The organism is Clostridium sp. UBA5988, assembly GCF_002435615.1.
Classification (GTDB): Bacteria; Bacillota; Clostridia; order Clostridiales; family Clostridiaceae; genus Clostridium_J; species Clostridium_J sulfidigenes.
The window spans coordinates 1-20,914 of sequence record NZ_DJBA01000015.1; the positions used below are offsets into that span (position 1 = coordinate 1).

At 29.2% G+C, this 20,914-nt stretch carries 20 protein-coding genes; 11 read left to right on the plus strand and 9 right to left on the minus strand.

Features of this window, described 5'->3' with window-relative positions; genetic code table 11:
- Positions 1–179 precede the first annotated feature (179 nt).
- The 3 genes from B3J31_RS02715 to B3J31_RS02725 all read left to right on the plus strand — a co-directional run bounded on the left by B3J31_RS02715 (position 180) and on the right by B3J31_RS02725 (position 2,474).
- Positions 180–797: a hypothetical protein gene (locus tag B3J31_RS02715; RefSeq protein WP_150845279.1), complete on the plus strand. Its 618-nt coding sequence runs from the start codon at positions 180–182 to the stop codon at positions 795–797.
- 355 nt (positions 798–1,152) lie between these two features.
- Positions 1,153–1,947, plus strand: a complete 795-nt coding sequence (locus B3J31_RS02720; protein WP_150845280.1) for a methyltransferase domain-containing protein — start codon at positions 1,153–1,155, stop codon at positions 1,945–1,947.
- A gap of 176 nt (positions 1,948–2,123) precedes the next feature.
- The gene (locus B3J31_RS02725; protein ID WP_346873569.1) at positions 2,124–2,474 is read left to right on the plus strand and encodes a DUF2200 domain-containing protein; all 351 of its coding nucleotides are present in this window, start codon (positions 2,124–2,126) and stop codon (positions 2,472–2,474) included.
- Between the two features lie 151 nt (positions 2,475–2,625).
- Here the strand turns inward: B3J31_RS02725 and B3J31_RS02730 are convergent, their stop codons facing one another.
- Positions 2,626–3,906, minus strand: coding sequence for a M20/M25/M40 family metallo-hydrolase (locus tag B3J31_RS02730; RefSeq protein WP_150845282.1), 1,281 nt, complete (start codon positions 3,904–3,906; stop codon positions 2,626–2,628).
- 295 nt (positions 3,907–4,201) lie between these two features.
- Between B3J31_RS02730 and B3J31_RS02735 the strand changes: the two genes are divergently transcribed.
- A complete protein-coding gene (locus B3J31_RS02735; protein ID WP_346873570.1) occupies positions 4,202–5,014 on the plus strand; it encodes a DUF2225 domain-containing protein in 813 nt (270 codons plus the stop codon).
- A gap of 140 nt (positions 5,015–5,154) precedes the next feature.
- Here the strand turns inward: B3J31_RS02735 and B3J31_RS02740 are convergent, their stop codons facing one another.
- The 5 genes from B3J31_RS02740 to B3J31_RS02760 form a co-directional block, all read right to left on the minus strand.
- Positions 5,155–6,468, minus strand: coding sequence for a sodium-dependent transporter (locus tag B3J31_RS02740; RefSeq protein WP_150845302.1), 1,314 nt, complete (start codon positions 6,466–6,468; stop codon positions 5,155–5,157).
- Positions 6,469–6,922: 454 nt separating this feature from the next.
- Positions 6,923–7,369, minus strand: coding sequence for a threonine/serine exporter family protein (locus B3J31_RS02745; protein ID WP_150845284.1), 447 nt, complete (start codon positions 7,367–7,369; stop codon positions 6,923–6,925).
- Positions 7,369–8,151, minus strand: a complete 783-nt coding sequence (locus tag B3J31_RS02750) for a threonine/serine exporter family protein (RefSeq protein ID WP_150845285.1) — start codon at positions 8,149–8,151, stop codon at positions 7,369–7,371. The genes B3J31_RS02745 and B3J31_RS02750 overlap by 1 nt, the downstream gene beginning before the upstream one ends.
- Positions 8,152–8,386: 235 nt before the next feature.
- Positions 8,387–8,629 (minus strand): hypothetical protein, encoded by a 243-nt coding sequence (locus B3J31_RS02755; protein WP_150845286.1) that lies wholly within the window; start codon positions 8,627–8,629, stop codon positions 8,387–8,389.
- A 325-nt stretch (positions 8,630–8,954) separates the two neighbouring features.
- Positions 8,955–9,596 carry an undecaprenyl diphosphate synthase family protein gene (locus B3J31_RS02760; protein ID WP_150845287.1) on the minus strand — a complete coding sequence of 214 codons (642 nt, stop codon included), beginning with the start codon at positions 9,594–9,596 and terminating at the stop codon, positions 8,955–8,957.
- A gap of 393 nt (positions 9,597–9,989) precedes the next feature.
- Here B3J31_RS02760 and B3J31_RS02765 point away from each other — a divergent pair, with 393 nt between their 5' ends.
- From B3J31_RS02765 to B3J31_RS02780, 4 genes are all read left to right on the plus strand, one after another.
- Entirely contained in the window at positions 9,990–11,204 is a 1,215-nt protein-coding gene (locus B3J31_RS02765; protein WP_346873571.1) for a NupC/NupG family nucleoside CNT transporter, read from the plus strand.
- A gap of 362 nt (positions 11,205–11,566) precedes the next feature.
- Complete coding sequence (trxA, locus tag B3J31_RS02770) at positions 11,567–11,878, plus strand: thioredoxin (protein WP_035134706.1); 312 nt, start codon at positions 11,567–11,569, stop codon at positions 11,876–11,878.
- A gap of 57 nt (positions 11,879–11,935) precedes the next feature.
- On the plus strand, positions 11,936–12,799 hold the full coding sequence (locus tag B3J31_RS02775; protein WP_346873572.1) for an NAD(P)/FAD-dependent oxidoreductase: 864 nt from the start codon (positions 11,936–11,938) through the stop codon (positions 12,797–12,799).
- Between the two features lie 150 nt (positions 12,800–12,949).
- Entirely contained in the window at positions 12,950–13,381 is a 432-nt protein-coding gene (locus B3J31_RS02780; protein ID WP_150845290.1) for a transcriptional regulator, SarA/Rot family, read from the plus strand.
- A gap of 107 nt (positions 13,382–13,488) precedes the next feature.
- Here the strand turns inward: B3J31_RS02780 and B3J31_RS02785 are convergent, their stop codons facing one another.
- Positions 13,489–14,751: an MFS transporter gene (locus B3J31_RS02785; protein ID WP_150845291.1), complete on the minus strand. Its 1,263-nt coding sequence runs from the start codon at positions 14,749–14,751 to the stop codon at positions 13,489–13,491.
- Between the two features lie 33 nt (positions 14,752–14,784).
- Positions 14,785–14,922, minus strand: a complete 138-nt coding sequence (locus tag B3J31_RS02790; protein ID WP_346873573.1) for a hypothetical protein — start codon at positions 14,920–14,922, stop codon at positions 14,785–14,787.
- Positions 14,923–15,173: 251 nt separating this feature from the next.
- On the opposite strand from B3J31_RS02790, the gene B3J31_RS02795 reads away from it, so the two are divergent.
- Positions 15,174–17,189 (plus strand): penicillin-binding transpeptidase domain-containing protein, encoded by a 2,016-nt coding sequence (locus B3J31_RS02795; protein ID WP_346873574.1) that lies wholly within the window; start codon positions 15,174–15,176, stop codon positions 17,187–17,189.
- 916 nt (positions 17,190–18,105) lie between these two features.
- Positions 18,106–19,422 (plus strand): HAD hydrolase family protein, encoded by a 1,317-nt coding sequence (locus B3J31_RS02800; protein WP_346873575.1) that lies wholly within the window; start codon positions 18,106–18,108, stop codon positions 19,420–19,422.
- Positions 19,423–19,614: 192 nt separating this feature from the next.
- On the opposite strand, the gene B3J31_RS02805 is transcribed toward B3J31_RS02800, so the two are convergent.
- Positions 19,615–19,797 carry a hypothetical protein gene (locus tag B3J31_RS02805; RefSeq protein ID WP_150845295.1) on the minus strand — a complete coding sequence of 61 codons (183 nt, stop codon included), beginning with the start codon at positions 19,795–19,797 and terminating at the stop codon, positions 19,615–19,617.
- 372 nt (positions 19,798–20,169) lie between these two features.
- On the opposite strand from B3J31_RS02805, the gene B3J31_RS02810 reads away from it, so the two are divergent.
- Positions 20,170–20,889, plus strand: coding sequence for an accessory gene regulator B family protein (locus B3J31_RS02810; RefSeq protein WP_150845296.1), 720 nt, complete (start codon positions 20,170–20,172; stop codon positions 20,887–20,889).
- The last annotated feature ends 25 nt before the right edge of the window (positions 20,890–20,914 follow it).

The window sequence follows — 20,914 nt, forward strand, 5'->3', positions numbered from 1 at the left end:
TACTAATATTTTACCATAAGTCCCTTAGCTCTCAAAGTAAGGGACTTATTTTGTTTGCAATGAAAAAGAGCTGTGCACTATTTCTTAGTGCGACAGCCCCAGTTTTATCCTATAATGCTTTGGAATTATATGATTTTTTGTGTAAAATGTAGACATAACAGTAGATAGGAAGTGAGAAAATGAACCATAAAATACAAAGAATTAATAGCTATGAAGATGATAGGTTTGATAAAACTATTTTAAATCAACATGGTGCCTTTATTGTTGATGAAAAGTATAAATGTAGTTTTAAAATAATAAATAAAGATTCTGCTATTGTATTATTTGATAAGGAAGTTGATATATTTCAATTGATAGATGAATTTAGATTTTATTCTGAACACATTATTAATTTCTATGAGGAAAATATGGAATTAATAAAAGCTTTTACACCCAATGATATATTTCACATAACTATTAAGGATATTCAGCCTTCACAGTTTTTCGTTGATATAGACAAAGTTAAAGCCATAGAGTCTTTCATACAAAGTGAAGAAGATATTATCATTCCTCTAACAAAAATCAATGATTCTTTTATATCTTTGGATGGACATACTAGACTTTATTATGCAGTAAGTAAGGGATATTCTAAGGTAAAAGGCTATTTGACAGAATCAGGTGATTACCTAGAGGGCTTTGTAGAAGAAGCAAGGAAAAGAAAAATCTATTCGCCATATGACCTTAAATTAATATCCCATGAAGAATATAAGATAAAGTGGGATAAGTTTTGTGATGATTTTTTTAGTGAGAGGGAATAAAAGATTGAAAGCTTTAATGTATTGAATAGTAGTTGAAAATAGGCAACTAATTAATACAAAATAGATGTTATAATTCTATACAATATTATGTTATAAAATGTTTGTATTAACACAATTTACATGATAAAATTTATATAGACAACTTGAATTACAGAAAATTGTAACTTCAAAATTATTTATAGTATTTAGAAGAGGTGGGACTCATTATGAGAAACAAACTAGGTAACTACTCAGTGCAGTTAATATAATCTGATAGCAGATTGTACTGAGATAATAAGATATTTGTTATCAGTTAACTGCATTACTTTTCAAATTAAATTATCATATTTAGTATATTATGAAAAGGAGTAGTTAAATGAATAGAGGAGAGTTTAAAAATTATTTAAAAAATGAGGAAAAGAAAGGTTTTCAGGGATGGGATTTCTCATATCTTGATGGTAGATGGCATGGAGAAAATATACCATGGGATTATAAAAAAATCTTATTGTCTTATTTAAAAGTAGAGCATAAGCTTTTAGATATGGGAACAGGAGGAGGAGAATTCCTACTTACTTTGGATCATCCATTTTATAATACAGCTGTAACAGAGGCATATCCACCTAATGTTGCAATTTGTAAAGAAAGGTTAGAACCTCTTGGGATAACGGTTAAGCAGGTTTTTGAAGATTCAAGAGTGCCATTCGAAGATGATTTTTTCGATATAATAATTAATAGACATGAATCCTATGATATTGGTGAGATTAATCGAATATTAAAGGCTGGAGGGTATTTTATTACTCAACAAGTAGGTGGAAAAAATGATGTAGATTTATCCCAAAGGATAATAGATAATTTTAAGTCGTTGTATCCTACTCATGACTTAAAACATAACATTGAGGGTTTTGAAAGTAATGGATTTGAAATTCTTAAGTCAGAAGAGGCTTTTACTCCTATACGTTTTTATGATACAGGAGCGTTGGTATACTTTGCAAGGATAATAGAATGGGAATTTCCTAGTTTTTCCGTTGATACTTGTTTTGAAAACCTATGTAAAATAGAGAGAGAACTCAATGAGATTGGGTATATAGAAGGAACAGAGCATAGATTTCTTATTGTTGCTAAGAAGTTATCAACATCTAATGAGACAGGAAATTTTAGATATAATTATTAGAATAAGACGCATTTATAGATTTTGAACTCGGGTGTGATAGGATAAATTGTACCATAAATAAATGCTAAATTTACGAAAGTCTAGTAATAAATGATGTAAAGATGTAACTCCAATCTTTTAATAGGTTGGAGTTTTTTGTGATATAATATAAAAAATTATATAAGGGAGAATGTGTTATGAGTAAACATAATATCTATACAATGAGCGTAGCAAAAATCTATCCTCTTTTGGTTACAAAGGCAGAGAAAAAGGGACGTACTAAAACAGAAGTGGATGAAATCATCCGTTGGCTCACAGGATATAGCCAAGAAGAGTTAGAAGCTCAATTGGAAAAACAGATAGCCTATGAGACCTTCTTTATGGAAGCTCCTAAGCTGAACCCAGAAAGGGTTTTAATTAAAGGTGTGGTTTGTGGTGTACGAGTGGAAAATATTGAAGAACCAATTATGAAGGAAATTCGCTATCTGGATAAGCTCATCGATGAGTTAGCAAAAGGAAAATCCATGGATAAGATTTTGAGGAAATAATGATTAAAGTGAAAACAAAAAATACTAATGATATTTTGTAGAATGTGATGGATGAGATTACCTCATTATTTACGTGAGGTGAAGAATACCACAAGTAACATAAATATATAAATATAAAGGCTCACATACAGTGATGTAAGCCTTTTCCCTATTATTTCTTTTCAGATGTTTCTTCTTTTTTAGGGTCTTTATCAAAGTATTCATCTAATTTCTTTCTCATGTTATCTGGAACCTTTTTCTCTATTGGGAAGGCTACTGAATTTATAACTGATTCACTGAATTCTTTAGTTATAATAGTAGTCAATTCTAAGGATTCAGCACTTAAATATTCCATAACATCGTTTCTTGTGTGGATGAAAGCTCCACCCTGTGGTGCAAAACGACAGAAGGTAAGAGATGGAATTCCCTCATCAGCAAAGGCTGTAGAATCACTTGAGTATATGTCTTGTTCCACTTTAAGTGGGAAACCTTTAATCTTAGCCATTTGATCAATATAATCAACTAAACTTTGCTCTGCAGTAACTAGAGCCATTTCTTTTCCAAGAATAGAGCCAGCCACGTCTACGTTAATCATTAGAAGGTGTTTCTTAAGCTCTTCCTCATGGTCTTTTAAGTAAGCTTTACTTCCAAGAAGTCCAACTTCTTCAGAGCCATACCACATAAATTTTACAGTTCTCATTGGTGGATTTTCTTTAAAGTGTCTTAGAAGTTCCATTATAATAACTGAACCAGCTCCGTTGTCATATACTCCAGTACTGTAAGGAACACTGTCATAATGAGCACCGAAGGAGATTATCTCCTCAGGGTATTTAGTACCTTCTAAAGTTACCACCACATTTTGAGAAGTTAGCTCTACATCTTCCATGATTAGCTCTACATGGATTTTAGAAGCTTTGTTCTTAACCATATGGAAGCAGTCTTTCATACGCATGTTAATTGTAGGTATTCTTCCATGCTGTGTATTCTTTTCACGGATTCTAGCTATAGAAATATCAGTTTTATCTTCTTCATCCATGGCAGTACCAGACATAGTTATATATCCAGCAATACCAGCATTCATAAGTTTCTTATAAAGTTTAGGATTTGGACGAGTATTTATAAGCACAAATTTTCCTTTAAGATCAACTAAATTTACATCCAAGCCGTCTTCAATATATACAAAATCTGCAGTTATTCCACCCTCAGGTGTACCGATTGAGCAGTTATATGGTGCAACCTCATATTCTTTTTCAAAGGGCTCTACAACCTTTAGTGTAGCTTTTTTAATTACAGAGCTAGGAGCTTTGAAAGACTCTAAGTGTCCTTCACAGCCAATTGAGGATATTTCCTCTAATAAAATGTTAGCAGCTTTTAATTCTTCCTCTGAGCCACTGATTCTTACAAAACCTATTTTCTTTAGTAGTTCAAATTCTCTTTCAGCATTAATCTTCATTATATTCCCCCCATTATTTGTCCATATAAATATATTATACTAGAGTTGTATGAAAATTGAAAATATAAATGCAGATATAGTTGAAGAGGGCAAAGCCTAACCTATGAACCTTATGTGATTAGAAGCACCTGTTAAATCCATGATGAATTGAAATAAATCTTTATTTTCTTATATAAATTTGATATAATATGAAGTTATGTTAGTAGAATTACATATATTTAAATACACTTGTTAGTATAGAATGCTATAGCGTATGATAAATGAAGAACATTACTAAAGTAGGGGGCAACTTAGTATGATTAAAATTTTTTCTTCGTTAAAAAGCTTAGGACTTAATTATGAAGACGATATAGAGTTATATACAAAAAAAGAAGATAAATACGATGAAGAAACAAAAGATAAAAAATCAACAAAGGTTGATATTAATACATTACTTTATGATAAGAAGGTTACTTGTCCAGTTTGTTTAAAAGCTTTTACATGTAGAGTTGTAAAGGCGTATGTTCCTAAAGTAAAATCAAAAGATACAGATGCTTTTATAAGATATGAGGGGATAAATCCATATTTTTATGAAGTATTGGTATGTCCAACATGTGGATATGCAGCATTAAAAAGTGATTTTCAGAAAATACAATCCTATAAACGTGAAGTTATACTTGTAAAGATAGGCAATCAATGGCAAGGTAAAGAATATCCTCAAGTTTATAATGAAGAAATCGCAATTGAACGTTATAAACTTGCATTACTAAATGCAGTGCTAGGAGAATTTAAAGATAGTACAAAGGCAATGCTTTGCTTGAAAATTGCATGGATGTATAGACTTCTAGAAAATAAAGAAGATGAGAAGGCATTTTTAGAAAGAGCACTTCAAGGATTTGTTATTGCTTATGAAAATGAACGAACTCCAATATACGGATTAAGTATTTATTCTTTACAATATATTATAGGTGAGTTATATAGAAGAATAGGGGATTATACAAATGCTAAACTATGGTTAGGAAGAGTAATCTTAAGCAAGGCGGATCAAAAACTAAAAGATAAAGCTAGAGACATGAGAGATTTAGCAAAAGATTTAGAGATAAAAGCAAATGAAGCTACTTGTGAATAGAGATATATGATTGTATATTAATGAGGTATTTAAAAGACTTGTGGTCATCTACTATTAAGTATATAAATTTTAGCTAAGATTATAATAAAGCCTATAGTTTATTTTATGAAAGAAAACTATAGGCTTTATTAAATTATATATTAACCAATACCACCGTATATTAATCCTAAAATTATTACAATAATAGTTGTTGGCACAAAAACATATTTTCCAAAATTCATAAACCATATACCAATTTTATATTTTGAACCTAAATTTAACTGAGCTAGAGTCTCGTCTCTATCAAGTATGTAGAAGAATACAACAGCAGTAATTAATGCACCTAATGGAGATAGTACTATAGTAATAAAGTTTGTGAAATTGTTAAATAAAGAGCTACTTAAACTTAATGGTATAGCTAGTATAAAAGCTGAAATAGCAGTAATATAAGTAGTCTTCTTTCTACCCCACTTAGTTAAATTCATAATTGCTTCTACGGGACCCTCTAACATAGCGATGGAAGATGAAATAGATGCAAAAATAATACTTAAGAAGAATAAAGAACTTAATACTTGTCCAAATTTCATAGTCTGGAATATACTTGGTACAGTTACAAATAGTAAAGCAGGTCCAGAGGTAGGGTTTAGACCTAAAGCAAATACTGCTGGCATTATTACAAAGGCAGCAAGGATAGCAGCTAAAGTATCAAATGATGCTGTAGTTATAGCACAAGTAGGTATATCAAAATTTTCATCTGTATAGCTACCACACATAACCATACAACATCCTGTTAAAGATACTGTGAAAAAGGCTTGTCCTAGAGCCATAACCCAAGTACTTGGATTTAAAAGGTATGACCAATCAGGAGTAAGGAGATACTTCACACCCTCCATGGAATTTGGTAGACTTAATGATTTGGCAATTAGAAGTATAAATATAATAAATAACAAAGGTATAATGATTTTATTTATTTTTTCTATACCCTTAGAAATTCCAAAACTAACTATTATTAAAGTTATAACAACAGCTAAACCATGCCAAAATACTGTAATATTACTATTTATAAAAGTAGTGAAGTAAGACTCTATATTTATAGTTAATATCTCACCAGATAAACTTATGAAAAAATATTTTAATACCCAACCAATAACAACTGTATAGAACATAAATATACCAGTTAGTCCTAGGGTTGGAATTATAGATATAATAGAGCCATGTTTAATATTTCTTTCTTTGAAGACCTTTTTAAGAGCACCCATTGACCCTATTCTAAACTGTCTACCAAAGGAAAACTCAGCAATTAACCCAACTGTTCCTAGTAGTACTATGAAAATAAAATATGGGATTAGGAATGCAGCACCACCATTTTCACCTAATCTATAAGGGAACATCCATATGTTTCCTAATCCAATAGCAGCTCCAACACATGAAAGAATAAATCCAAGTTTACTAGAGAATTTTTCTCTGTTTTTAATATTTTGCAATTTTAATTACCTCCTAGAAATATGATATAAAATATTTATAATAATAAAAAAGACTCATAGCTTATTACTATGAGACCCTTAACCTAGGATATAAAAAGGCCTCATAGTTTATCTATGAGGCTAAATTTATTGCAACATAAACTCTTTAGCTATCATAGATACAAAACACTCCATTGCTGTGGTTTGTATCTATGATAATTGTTATATAGACACAAACCTATCTAAAAAAGCTAAAGAAAAAGCTATTATTTAATTTTGAAATTGATAGGTTCGTTTTTAAATTCATAATTTTATCTCCTAATGTGATATTTTATGTAATGTATCATATCATTGAAAAAAGCAGAAGTCAATAGATATGGAACTGTTTATACACATAAAAGTCCGTTGAAGTAAATAATTAACTTTAACAGACTTTTTTATTTAAAATTTTTTTTTAGTATGTAATTTATATTTTACTACGCTTACATTTATAATTGGTTAAATGATATACAACAACTGAAACCACAATAATTCCAACAGCAATTCCTAAGGAGGTTTTAAGTGTATTAAGAGCGTAAAGATCAAATTTTATTTTATTTCCTGTTACAGCATAACTCATAGAATAGTATAAGCTACCACCAGGTACAAGAGGTACGATAGATGGTAATAAAAATACAGTTGTAGGTGCTTTATGAATTCTAGCTAAGAGTTCAGAGTATGCGGTACCTAGAATAGAAGCTATCATATTAGATATAAAAATATCATTACAATAATAAAAAGAAAGTAAATAGATACACCAAGTAATAATACCGCCAATAGATGCATAGAATATTCTTTCCTTTTTTATATTAAATAATAAGGCAAATCCTAGGCTACCTATGTAAGCAGTAATGATTTGAATTAAATACTTCATTATTGCAATATACCTCCTAATATAATCAATGAAATTGCAAAACCACAGGCAATAGCTATGGCAATTAATATGGATTCAGTTAATCGTAATAGGCCAGCTATAATATCTCCACAAAGCATATCACGAACGGAATTTATTAATGGAATTCCGGGAATAAGAAGCATAATATCTCCTATAATAATTTTATCAACATTAGCTCCTATTCCTATTTTAGTAAATAAAATTGCAGCTAGTCCAGTAATAATTGAGCAAACAAAAGTATATATTAATTGATTTATGCTTTCTCTTTTGATAAAAGTATCAATAAAGAATATAAGGATACCAATGATTGCAGCCGCAGCAGCATCTATGAGATTACCACCAAAAAAGATAGAAAATCCACTAGAAGCTAGTATGTATCCTAGGCAGGAACTCCACCTTATACTGGGTTGACTTACTGATATTTGTTGTATTTTTTCCTTTATTTCATTGAAAGAAGGTTTAGTTTGACATATATATCTAGATAAGGAGTTAAGCTTCTCAAGCTGACTAAGGTCTGTTCCATAGGAGTAAATCCTTCGTGTTTGGGTTAGGGTTTCTTCATCACTAGTTTTTATAGTAGCTATAATTAATGATCTTATTGAGAAAACATCTATACGGTCAATTTCATAAACTTTACAAATACGAATAATTGTATCTTCAACACGATTAGTTTCACCACCAACTCGTAGCATATGCTCACCAATATCTAAGGAAAGGCTTAGTATTTTGGACGCTTCAATTGTGATTTCATTCTCCTTCATAAATGTCTCCTTTAAGTTAGTTTATATTCCCATATTTATAATATTAGAATATAAAGATTATTACAATGAGATAATTCTAATAAGTTCGATTTATGTATTTTAAATACAAATAGATGTTAGTCAGAAATAAAATGATAAAGAGAAAAATCAAAACACCTGAATAGTATTTTAACTAATCAGGTGTTTCTTTATATTGATTTATGAATTACCACAAGGGTGAAATTTCCTTAAGTTACTACCAGAATAATCCACGTCTACAGCAGTTGTTTCCAAAGCCACCAAAACCGCCACAACCCAATAATACCAACCATATTAGCCATTGGTTATTATCGCAATCACAACCAAAATTAGAATTACAATTACGGTTTGTAAATCCTGTACAACAGGAGGTTGGACATCTGTCACAACATGAATTTATATTACAACAACAGCAGCAATCACATTTGCAATTAGAATGACGTCTTCTATGACTACTCATATATATTACCTCACTTTTTATATTTACTCCTAAGATTATGTTTTGGGAGTATGTAATATAAAAGGAATTTGAAATACACTAAAATAAATATATATGATTTATAAAGATGTATCTCACTATTATGATATGAAGATATTGAATTTAAGTTACAGGAAAATGATGATTAAAATTGATATGTGTAAATGATTAAGTTAAAGAGAGAGTTTTTATATATAGAGCGTTTTTAAATTAAAATAGATGAAAATATGTTATTTCTATATTTTCATCTATTTGATTTATTTAATGAATACCACCCATCAGAAGTTATGATTTTATTGAACTCTTTTTAACCACCAAGGGTAACATCTTGTTCATTGTACCAGTCTAAAGCATTGTAGAAGTCTATAGAAGTAAAATCCGGCCAATAGGTGTCTATTACGTAAAAATCAGAATAAACAGACTGAATTGGTAAGAAACCACTAAGTCTTCTTCTACCTCCCCATCTTATTATTAGATCAATTCTAGAAATATCCTCTGAATGTATGTAGGGTAGAATATGTTTATTAGAGGGAGTGGATTCTTTTAATAGATTTAAGTCCCACTCCCATCCATAATGGATTAGAAAGTTTACCTTAATACCACCATTACCAAATTTTTTTCTAGTTGTAAAGGGAATTAAAGCCTTAGGAAAAGCACTTGATTCAGTATTTCCAATAACCAAGATTTCACAATTCTCCTTTGTTAAAAGCATGACAGAATCAATACAAGCTTGTATAAAAGCAAGCTTTTGCTCAGAGGGACGTTTGGTATTGTCTATAGTAAAACCGTAGAATGTTAACTCTTTTATATTTTCTTTTTGGCAAAGTTTAAATACTTCAAGACCAGGATTTATGCCATGTTCATATCCTTTATCTTTGGTTAGATTATTAAGTAAAGCCCAGCGTCTGTTGCCGTCAGGAATTATTCCAATATGATTTGGTATTCTCATATGATTTCAATTAGCCTCCGTAAAAATTAAAATTATAATACTATGTTTTCCATAAAAATACAAAATAAACATAGATAAAAAATACTATTTTGTAAGAAGGTTGTAAGAAGTTAATGATAATATACAATATATAGGAAATAATTATTATGGAGTGATTAAAGATGAGTATGTTAAAACAGGTAATCGAAGTAAATTAATTATCCAATAAGATAAATTGACATTTTTAATGATTCAACATAAAATAGTTTGCGGAGGAAATGGAGTGTTCTAATGGGAACTATTTTTTAATTTATTTTATAGTAGGTTAATTATTAAATATTTTTACAAATGAATAGTAGATTATATTGAAGATAACAATATAATAGAAAAATTACAAAGGATAAAGGTGATTCAATGGGCATATTAAATAGCATTATAGGTATTATATTTATTTTTATAGTAGCATTCTTACTGTCAAATAATAAAAAGAAAATAAACTGGAGAACTATTATTATAGGATTTTTAATTCAATTGGGTTTTGCAGTTATAGTTTTAAAGTCAACTGTTGGGAAGAAAGCCTTACAGAAGGTAGCCACAATGGCAACTTCAATTATCGGGTATGCAAATGAAGGAATAAATTTTTTGTTTGGAGCAGCTATACCTACTAATGGAGGAATGGTTTTTGCTTTTCAGGTATTAACCGTTATTATATTTATTTCATCTTTAGTTTCTGTATTATACTACTTTGGGATAATGCAATTTGTTGTAAAGATAATAGGTGGGGCTTTAGCAAAACTCTTAGGAACGTCTAAACTTGAAACTTTATCAGCAGCTGCAAATATTTTTTTATCGCAAACTGAGTCACCTCTTTTAATAAAGCCATATATCAATAAACTGTCTACATCAGAACTATTTACCGTAATGGTTGGAGGTGTAGCTTCAGTTTCAGGTTCTGTTTTAGTTGGATATTCACTTATGGGGATTCCACTAGAATATCTTATCTCAGCAAGCTTTATGGCTGCTCCAGCAGGCTTGATAATGTCAAAAATGATATTTCCAGAAAGTGATGCAAAAGCCTTAGAAGATAAAATTGAATTAGGAAAAGATGATTCAGTTAACGTGGTAGATGCAGCAGCGAAGGGAGCATCAGAAGGGTTAGGTTTAGCGCTAAACATAGGTGCCATGTTACTTGCATTTATTTCTCTTATAGCTTTAGTAAATGGAATAATAGGATTTATTGGTGGACTTGCAGGTATAGATGGATTAAGCTTAGAAATGATATTTGGATACATATTCTCACCAGTGGTTGCAATTATAGGAGTTCCTTGGAATGAGGCTTTAACAGCGGGAGCTCTTCTAGGACAAAAGATAATTTTAAATGAATTTGTTGCCTTTAGTAAACTAGGACCTATAATAGGTGACCTTTCACAAAAAACTGCAGCTATAATGACTTTTTCACTATGTGGTTTTGCAAACATATCTTCCATTGCTATTTTAATCGGTGGAATTGGAGGAATGGCACCAAAGAGAAAGCATGAAGTTGCAAAATTAGGATTAAAAACTGTGGTTGCAGGCACTTTAGCAAACCTTTTAAGTGCATCTATTGCAGGACTTTTAATAGGATTATAAGATTATTAGTCATGTTGTAATATCACAGAAAAGTTGATACTTTTATCTCATTTTAAGATAATTATATTTTCTTAAAGTGAGATATATTTTTATTAGATATTAAAATATATGTTAAAAACTTCATAATAAAAATATTATTATAATAAATAAAACCTATTTAAGTATGAAATAATATAATTAGAGGGTTTACTATTATTAAATTTTAAAACATAAGATTTCATTATGTAATTATATAAAAATATTTTTAAAATGACTTGACATTTAATATATAAACATGTAAATTGGTATTAACAAATTAAATTGAATAAAATTTAATTTAGATAAATAATATTTTGGTAAATTGATTTTAGGAGGAATAAAATATGGCAAAGATAGTTAATTCAGCTGAATTTAATAATGAAATAAAAGATGGTGTTGTAGTAGTAGATTTTTTCGCAACATGGTGTGGACCTTGTAAAATGTTAGCTCCAATATTTGAAGAATTATCAACTGAAATGGAAGGCAAGGTTAAATTTATAAAAGTTGATGTGGATCAATGCCCAGACATATCAATGCAATATAGTGTAGCATCCATTCCTACAATAATAGTATTTAAAGATGGAAAAAATGTAAATACTACAGTAGGGTTTGTACCAAAAGAAAGAATAAAAGAAATTGTAGAAGCTTATATATAATAAAAATATAGGAGGTTACTCCTATATTTTTAATCTGTAAATTTGGAGGATAAAGCTATGAGTGAAAGATATGATATTGCAATAGTTGGTAGTGGACCAGCAGGAATATCAGCAGCTTTAAATGCAAAAATAAGAAATAAGAGTTTTGTCATATTTGGTAATGATGAACTTTCAAATAAATTAGTAAAAGCTAATGAAATTAATAATTATCTAGGTTTCCATGGTAAAAGTGGTAAAGAGATACAACAAGCCTTTATCAATCATTTAAGAGCTATGGATATAAAAATAACAGAAGAAAAAATAAATAATATATATGCTATGGGAGATTACTTTGCTTTAATGGTAAATGATAAAACCTATGAAGCAACTTCAGTAATATTAGCTACAGGAATTCAATATGGTAAGCTATTCCCTGGTGAAGAAAAACTTCTAGGTAAGGGTGTTGGATATTGTGCTACCTGTGATGCACCACTTTACAGAAATAAAGTAGTTACAATAATAGCCTATAGTAAAAAAGAAGAGGAAGAGGCAAATTTTATTGCTACTTTAGCATCAAAGGTATATTATATTCCTATGTATAAAGAGTTTGTAAATGTTCATTCATCTATAGAAGTAGTAAATGATACACCAGTAGAAATAATTGGTGAAGATAAAGTGGAAAAGCTAGTTTTAAAGAATAAAGAAATTACTACTGATGGTTTATTTATACTAAGAGATAGCATATCACCAGGTCAATTAGTTCCGGGATTAAAAATCGTAGACAATCATGTAGAGGTTGATAGGCTAATGCAAACGAACTTAAAAGGTTGTTTCGCAGCAGGAGATATAGTAGGAAGACCTTATCAATATATAAAGTCTGCAGGGGAAGGAAATGTGGCTGCATTATCAGCGGTTTCCTATGTAGATTCAAAGGAAAAGTAAAATAAGAGATATTTGTATGAATTATTTATAATGTTATTCAAATTATTTGTTGTATTGACATATAAATTTTAAAATTGTAAAATAATCTCAAACAATATGGTTTATTAAGAATCAATTTTAATAAGTCATTCTGTGAAATGGAGAATTTATATGAAGAATTGTGAATGTATTAAACTAGAAAATCAAATATGTTTTTCTCTATATGCAGCATCTAGAGAGGTAATAAAGTTGTATAAATCCATTCTTGATAAGCATAATCTTACTTATACACAATACTTAGCTATGTTAGTGTTATGGGAAAAAGAAAAGATGACAGTTAAGGACATTGGTAAAAGACTACACTTAGACTCAGGTACTTTAACTCCATTATTAAAAAAATTAGAATCTATGGGGTTAATTACAAGACATAGAGACGTAAATGATGATAGAGTAGTAATAATAGAATTAACAGAAGCTGGCTTAAAGCTAAAAAGTGAGATATTAGATGTGCCAGGAGAAGTATTTTGCAAATTGAATATATCTAATGATGAAGCAAAGGAGCTTAAACGTAATTTAGATAATTTATTACAAAGTTTAGAATAGTGGAGCAAAAGTTTAATAACTATAGTAAATATTCATACAAAGTTAGTTACAGGAAAAATTATTGATAAAAACCTCTTTAGATTTTAACTAAAGAGGTTTTTCATAGGTTAAGCTTGAACTTTAATAGAGTTTAGTGAATACATAAAAATTGCACCTGTTCCTACTATTATTGCTACTATTATCCAAGCTTTATTCATTCCTATAGAGTCTATCATAGATCCCATTATGCTTGGTCCCATGGCATTACCTGTACCATAAATAAGTGGTAAGAATGCATTTACTCTACCCCTATGAGAAGCAGGAGTTAAATTGGCTATAAAAGTTCCAGAATTTGTAGAGATTGCAATTTCCCCAATGGTTATTATTAATATTACAATGAAGAATAATGACAGTTCTGATATAAAACTGCAGGAGCCAAAGGCAATGGCATATAATATTCCTCCACTAGCAATTATACTAAGGGTTTTATATTTCTTTGTTAGAGAGGTAATTATAGGAGTTAATAGAATTACTATAAGACCATTACAACTAGCTAATATTCCAAAATACCTAGCTCCATTACCAGAACCAAAGATTTGTCCTAATTGAAGTGGAATTGCAAAACCCCATTGAGCATAGGCAAATTGAAAGGTAAGCATAAGTAAGGCATAATATATTAATATAGGCCTTTTTAAAAACACTTTAAATACAGAACCGGTTTCTTCGTTTTCAAGACTGGACACTTGATTTTCATAATCTGATTCAGAACTATTTGAATTAGAATTTATTAATTTAGGATGAGTTTCTTTAATAAACAAGGCAATTAATCCAATAGAAATTAGTGTAGTTATTGCATCACCAATAAATACTAAAGGAAGATAGCTTTCAAAAAGAAGTCCACCGATAAAGGGACCAATGGCAAAGCCTAAATTAAGTCCCATATAGATTAAAGAGAAAGATGCTTTCCGATTCTCCCTTGTAGTAATATCTCCTACCATTGAATCATAAGCTGGTTGAGCTAATGACGAAAAGCAAGAAGCTAAAATTATAAAAAAGATTAAGGTAGTAGAGGGTTTTATAAAGCCACAAACTATAAAAAATACAGCAGCAAAACTTTGAAAAAATATAATAACTTTTTTTCTACCAATTGAATCTACAAGTTTACCACCTAATATTATGCAAAGACCTTGAGGAATTGCTGTAAGCGTTAGAATTAAGCCAGCATCCTTTATGGACATTCCAACCTTTTGGGTGATAATTAAGGATAATAAAGGATAAACAAAGGCACCTATACAGTTAATCATTTTACCTAAAAAAAGTATGTACACTTCTTTTGGTAATCCCATATAGGTACTAAAAATATCATTAAATTTATTTTTATTAATATGCATAAAATCTCCTTTTATATAACATATAAATTAAGTTTATAGTAGTTCTAACTCTACTACTGTATCTTTTTCATCAGGAAGAATTGCACTAGGTAAGTTTATAAAGGCATCAGCTTCAAATTCTTCTGCCATCCATGGAAACTCTACTTTAATTTCAGAACAGTCTTTAAGCAATCTAGCTTTTTTAATCTTTCCCCTTAGATTGTTCAGATTAGTGTGACCGATTCCTCTATCATATTTAATTATACATTAATATTTTAAAAATTTGTAAAAGATTCACTTTTATTTTTAAGAAAATTTATTGAATAAAAGTATATATAAACTTACAATAGATGTAGTAGTTTATTTATTGAGTAGAATAGATAAGCTTATATTTAAACTGTGAAATACCCAGTAAGAAAATACATTTTATAAGGAGGATAGCAATGAAAAATAATTTAAAGAAACTAAGCTTAATTATTGGAACTATAATTATAGGTATAGCTTTATTTACAGGTTGCTCTAAGGAAGATGAAATAAAGGATGCCTTTAACATTTATAAAAATGCTTGGATTAAGCAAGATTTTAAAAGTATGTATAATATGCTTTCAGTGGAATCAAAAGCATATATAAATGAGAAAGAATTTTTAGAAAGATACACTAATATATATAGCGCTATTGTAGCTAGCAATATGGATATTCAAATAGTAGGAGAAAAGGAAAGAGATAAAAAGTCATTAGAAATACCATTTACTATGACCATGGATACAGTGGCAGGAAAGGTAGATATCAAAGATTATAAAGCAACTTTAGTTAAAGAAGAGGATGGGTATAAAGTAAAGTGGAATGAGAGTTTAATATTCCCTCAAATGGAAAAGCCAGATGATAAGGTGAGGGTAGAAGATTATTACTCTAAACGTGGAAGTATATTAGATAGAAATGGGAACTTTTTAGCACAAGATGATATAGTAAAGTCTGTAGGAATTCATCCAAGTAAATTTGAAAATAAAAAGTCAGAAAAAATTACAGCTATGGCAACTATATTAGACATAAGTGAGTCCTATATAGAAGAACAGCTAGCAGCTAATACTAACCCAGATTATTTTGTACCAATAGTATCTGTACTTCAATCTGATTCTGAAAAGTTAAATAAGCTTTCCACTATTGAAGGCGTTCAAATAAACAATAAAAACTCCAGAGTTTACACCGGAGGGGAAGCTTTTGGAAATCTAGTAGGATATGTGGGAGCCATTACAGCAGAAGAACTAGAAAATAATAAAGATAAGGGTTATTCACAAATAAGTCTCCTTGGAAAAGCTGGTCTTGAGAAGGTTTATGAAGATATATTAAGAGGCCAAGATGGTGGAGAAATATACATTGAAAAGGGAGAAGAAAAAATAACTATAGCTAAAACAGAAGCAAAGAATGGTCAGGATATAAAACTATCAATAGACCCAGAGCTTCAAAGTAAGATATATAGTGAAATGAAAGGTGAAAAGGGAGCATCTACTGCAGTAGACCCTAAAACTGGAGAAGTTTTAGCTATGGTAAGTTCACCTTCCTATGATCCAAATATATTTGTAACATATAAAACAAAATCCTTAAGTGATAAGTGGAAAAAGCTTGATGGTCAGCAGTTTGACAATAGGTTTAATAATGTATACGCACCAGGCTCTACAATGAAGCTAGTTACAGCTGCTATAGGATTGGATGTAGGCGTACTTAATCCAGGAGAAACTATGGATATTAAGGGATTAAATTGGCAAAATAATTCATCATGGGGTGGATATAAGGTTACGAGAGTAAAAGATCCCGGTAAGGCTATAAACTTAAAAGAAGCTACAAAATACTCGGATAATATTTATTTTGCAAGAGTAGCGTTGAATATAGGAGCAGATGCCTTTATAAATGGAGCTAAAAACTTTGGTATTGGAGAAGAGATAACTTTTGATTTCCCAATGGAAACTTCTCAAATTAGTAATGATAATACTTTAAGTAAAGAAATACTTCTTGCTGACACAGGATATGGTCAAGGTGAGGTGCTTATGTCACCATTAGATATTGCATTATCATATAGTGCATTAGGAAACAATGGAGATATAATGCAGCCAAGACTTAACATTGGAAAAAATCCAGAAGCAAAAGTATTGAAAAATGCTATAAAGGCAGAAAAAGTACCAGCTTTAGTAGATGCTTTCTCAGCTGTAATAAATGATGCAGATGGAACAGCTACCACTGCAAAAGTAAATGGATTTAATATAGCTGGTAAAACTGGAACTTCAGAGATAAAGAAAGATCAAAAAGATGAATCAGGTAAAGAAAATGGATGGTTTGTAGCAGTAAACACAGATGATTCTAAAATTGCCATATCTATGATAATAGAGGATGTAAAAAGTAGAGGCGGTAGTGGAATACCAACAGCTATGGTTAAAAATGTTATGGAATACTATTTAAAGAAATAGACATATAATAGCTTAATTAGAAAAGTATGAAGTTTCATTTTGAAATTTCATACTTTTTGTTAAACTAAAATAAAAAATACCTTTTAGTTATTATATAAATTACTAAAAGGTTGAAAAGGATATTATTAAAATATTAAACTATAATATCTATTTATATTTTTATCTAACTCATTGATGACAATGAACCTAGATTCTCTTAGGGTTTCTTTTCCTTGAGTAAAAAGTAAAATTGTAGGGGCTATAAAAACTGAAAATTCTGCACACAAGGAAGGGAATTCATCAATACTAATTTTTATAGATTTAACCTTAGGATAATTACAAAGCAAGTCATCTACTTTACAAAGTAGGTCATCATTTCCTCAAAAACATTTTCCAGTAAAGAAGCATAAAAGTAAATCAGAAGTATTAATTAGTTTTAAAAGGTCGTCTTTAGAATTTAAGCTATTCATTTATGAACCTCCTATTAAGTTTATATATTTATACTATCTAATAAGATATAACTTTATTCATTATAAAAGTCAAATCAAAACTTAGATAAATACGTTATTTAAATATCTTATTAATAAGTAGAAAGACACCAATTCCCAAGCAAAGAAATATAATCATAATAATTATAGGTATGAGCTTAAAAAATTCCAGCATGAGTTTCTCCCCCTTAAAATCCTATATTTATATTTATACTTATTTTATAAAGGTAATGACAACAAATTCCATATAATTGAAATAATTATATATGGAAAACATGATGAATGTCAATATTAACTATGCATGTAAACTTCAGAATAACTAAAGTTCATTAGATTTTAAAGAATATTTGAATATTTATATGTAAAATTAGAATACGTTTAAATATAAAAAGTTATAAATACTCATGATATAATGTATTATAAATTATTAGTTAAAGAAGGGGATTTTAATGCCAAGGATAGGAATGAGGATTATAAAGTCAGCAGTGGCAGTCTTTATATGTTTTTTAATATATTTAGTAAGAGGTACAGGAATGCCATTCTATTCAGCAATAGCAGCAATTTTATGCATGCAACAAGGTGTAGAGAGTACTAAGCAGGTTGGTTTAAATCGTACCATTGGGACTTTAATTGGAGGTGCCTTTGGAGTGATAGTGTTATTATTAGAAAGAAGATTTATACCTGAATCTATGCCACAACTAAGATATCTATTAACATCTGTAGCTATCATACCTTTAATATATACTACAATATTACTTGAAAGACAAACAGCATCCTATATTAGTTGTGTAGTATTTTTAAGTGTGGCTATAAATCATGGAGATGATGTAGTTCCTTATGCATTTACCATTAATAGAATTATAGACACTTTAATTGGGATTTTTGTAGCGTTAGGGGTAAATGCTATGAAGTTACCTAAGAAGAGAAATACTAAAATTTTGTTTGTAAGTACACTAACGAATACTTTAATGGATTCTAAAAATCAAGTTAGTGCTTATACTAAGGTAAAACTAAAGGAAATGATAGAAGAAGGAGCGCTAGTGACATTAGTAACAGATAAAACTCCAGAAACTGTAGCACCTATAGTTAGTAGTATGGATATTAAGTTACCAGTGATTACAATGAATGGAGCAGCAATATATGATTTTAATGAGAAAAGCTATGTTTACCATGAAGGAATAAATAATGAAATAGCAGAAAGAATTTTAAATATATGTGATGAGTTATCTATAAACACCTTTACTCATACCATAATTAATGATGTGATGCACATTTATTATGGTAATTTTACGAATGAAGAAGAAAAGAGATTTTATAATTTGGAGAAAGTACTTCCATTGAAAAATTATATATATAGTAAACTACCACAAGGGCTAGACGTAATTTGCATCATGGTTATTAACAAGATAGATAAAATAGAAATACTACATAATAGGCTTAAAGGATGTAGGGATTATAAAAACATCAAGGTCATATATGAAAGATATAACGAAGATTACTATATTTTAAAAGTGTATAGTGGTAAAACATCTAGAGGAAGCGCTTTGATAAAGTTAAGAGAGATGATTAAAAGTGAGAAAGTAGTTGTATTTGCTGGTGTAGAACAGGATAGTTCTATGCTTGAAGTAGCAGATGAAGGATATGTAGTAGAAAATGCATCTATTACAGTTAAAGAAAATAATTCACAAATCATAGGAGATCGTGAAAGTGATTCTGTGGTAAAGACAATTAAAAAAATATTTTATTCAAAAGTAATTAATTATTAAATTTGAAGCTTCATTTTTTATTTATCAACAAAAGGAAAACATGGTAAAGTACTAAAAGATTAGGAACTTTACTATGTTTTCCTTTTTATATAGGGGACATTGACTTTACACTCTATAGTCACAATTACAATTAAATTGGTTAATTACATATATTAAGTTAAATTATTTAATATAATTTATTGTAATAATAACCTAATTATTACTATGAATTTTACGCAAGTTACATATAAGTAGTAGTAATACACAAATACCTAAAAATGCAATGGTAGTAGGGTCAGATGTCTTTATTAATCTAGGTACTGAAAATAAGAAAATCAATATAGCTATAATAGAAGCTATCAAATCTAATTTTAAATCTTTTCTGATAGATTTCATCAGAAGCACCTCACAATAAATAATTATAAATATAGGTTAGAATAAAATATATATAGAGGTGATTTATGTATATTAATGAAAGGAATTTGAGATTATTATTTCTATTAATATTTTACTGGTGTTGTAATTAAACCACCTCTATATAAGTGTGTTATTCATATATGATTATAGCTTAAAATAATCTTGTATTGTGTTTTTTGGAACGAAAGTTCAGATATCGAACATGTAAGTTAAGATTTAATGTAAAATAAAGTTTAAGTGTGAAAAATAAGGAATTTCAGGTATGAAATAAGTAATTTCGTGAAAATTTGAAATAAACTATATAACAATGGTGTATAATTTTGTTAATACTTGAAATTAAGAAGGGATTTTATGATTAATATTTTAGTAAAAAACATTGTGAATTTTATTGCCACGGAATCTAACATAGAAGATATATATTACCTTGATAGAATTAGATATGGGGTAGAGATTTTTATAAGTGAAGGGATTAAATTCTTTATAATACTTTTAATATCTATTATGCTTAAAAGATTACCTGAATTTTTCATAATTACAGTATTAATTTTAGGGGTTAGAACTAAACTTGGAGGTGGGCATTGTAAAAGCTTTGCAAGATGCTTTATAAAGACTACAGTAATATATTTAAGTATGTATTTTTTATCTTCTATAATAATAATACCGAGACTCATAAGAATTTTAATATTAGTATCTGTTGTAGCTACAATTTTTACAGCTAAATATAGAACTAAGATTAAAGCAATAGAAGCACCTAAGGTAATTTTAAAGTTAAAATTAAGGACAAGCTTCATATATTTGTTTACATATACTTTAGTAAGAGTAGTGAATGATTCTGTATACATAAATCTTGTATTATTATTTGGAACATATATGATTTATGAATATTATATGAATAACAGGAGGAAATCTGTAATGAAAAATTTAACAAAAAAATTAGATTTAAAGAAACGTATGAGTGGTGTATTGACTAATGCTAGTATAGGAGTAGGAGAAGCAGCATTAAAAACTCCGTCTATATTCTTTTGGGGAGAAGTTGAATTACCATTAGAATTAAGAGAAAAAAGCAAGTAATAATTATCTAAAATGTGCTATAATT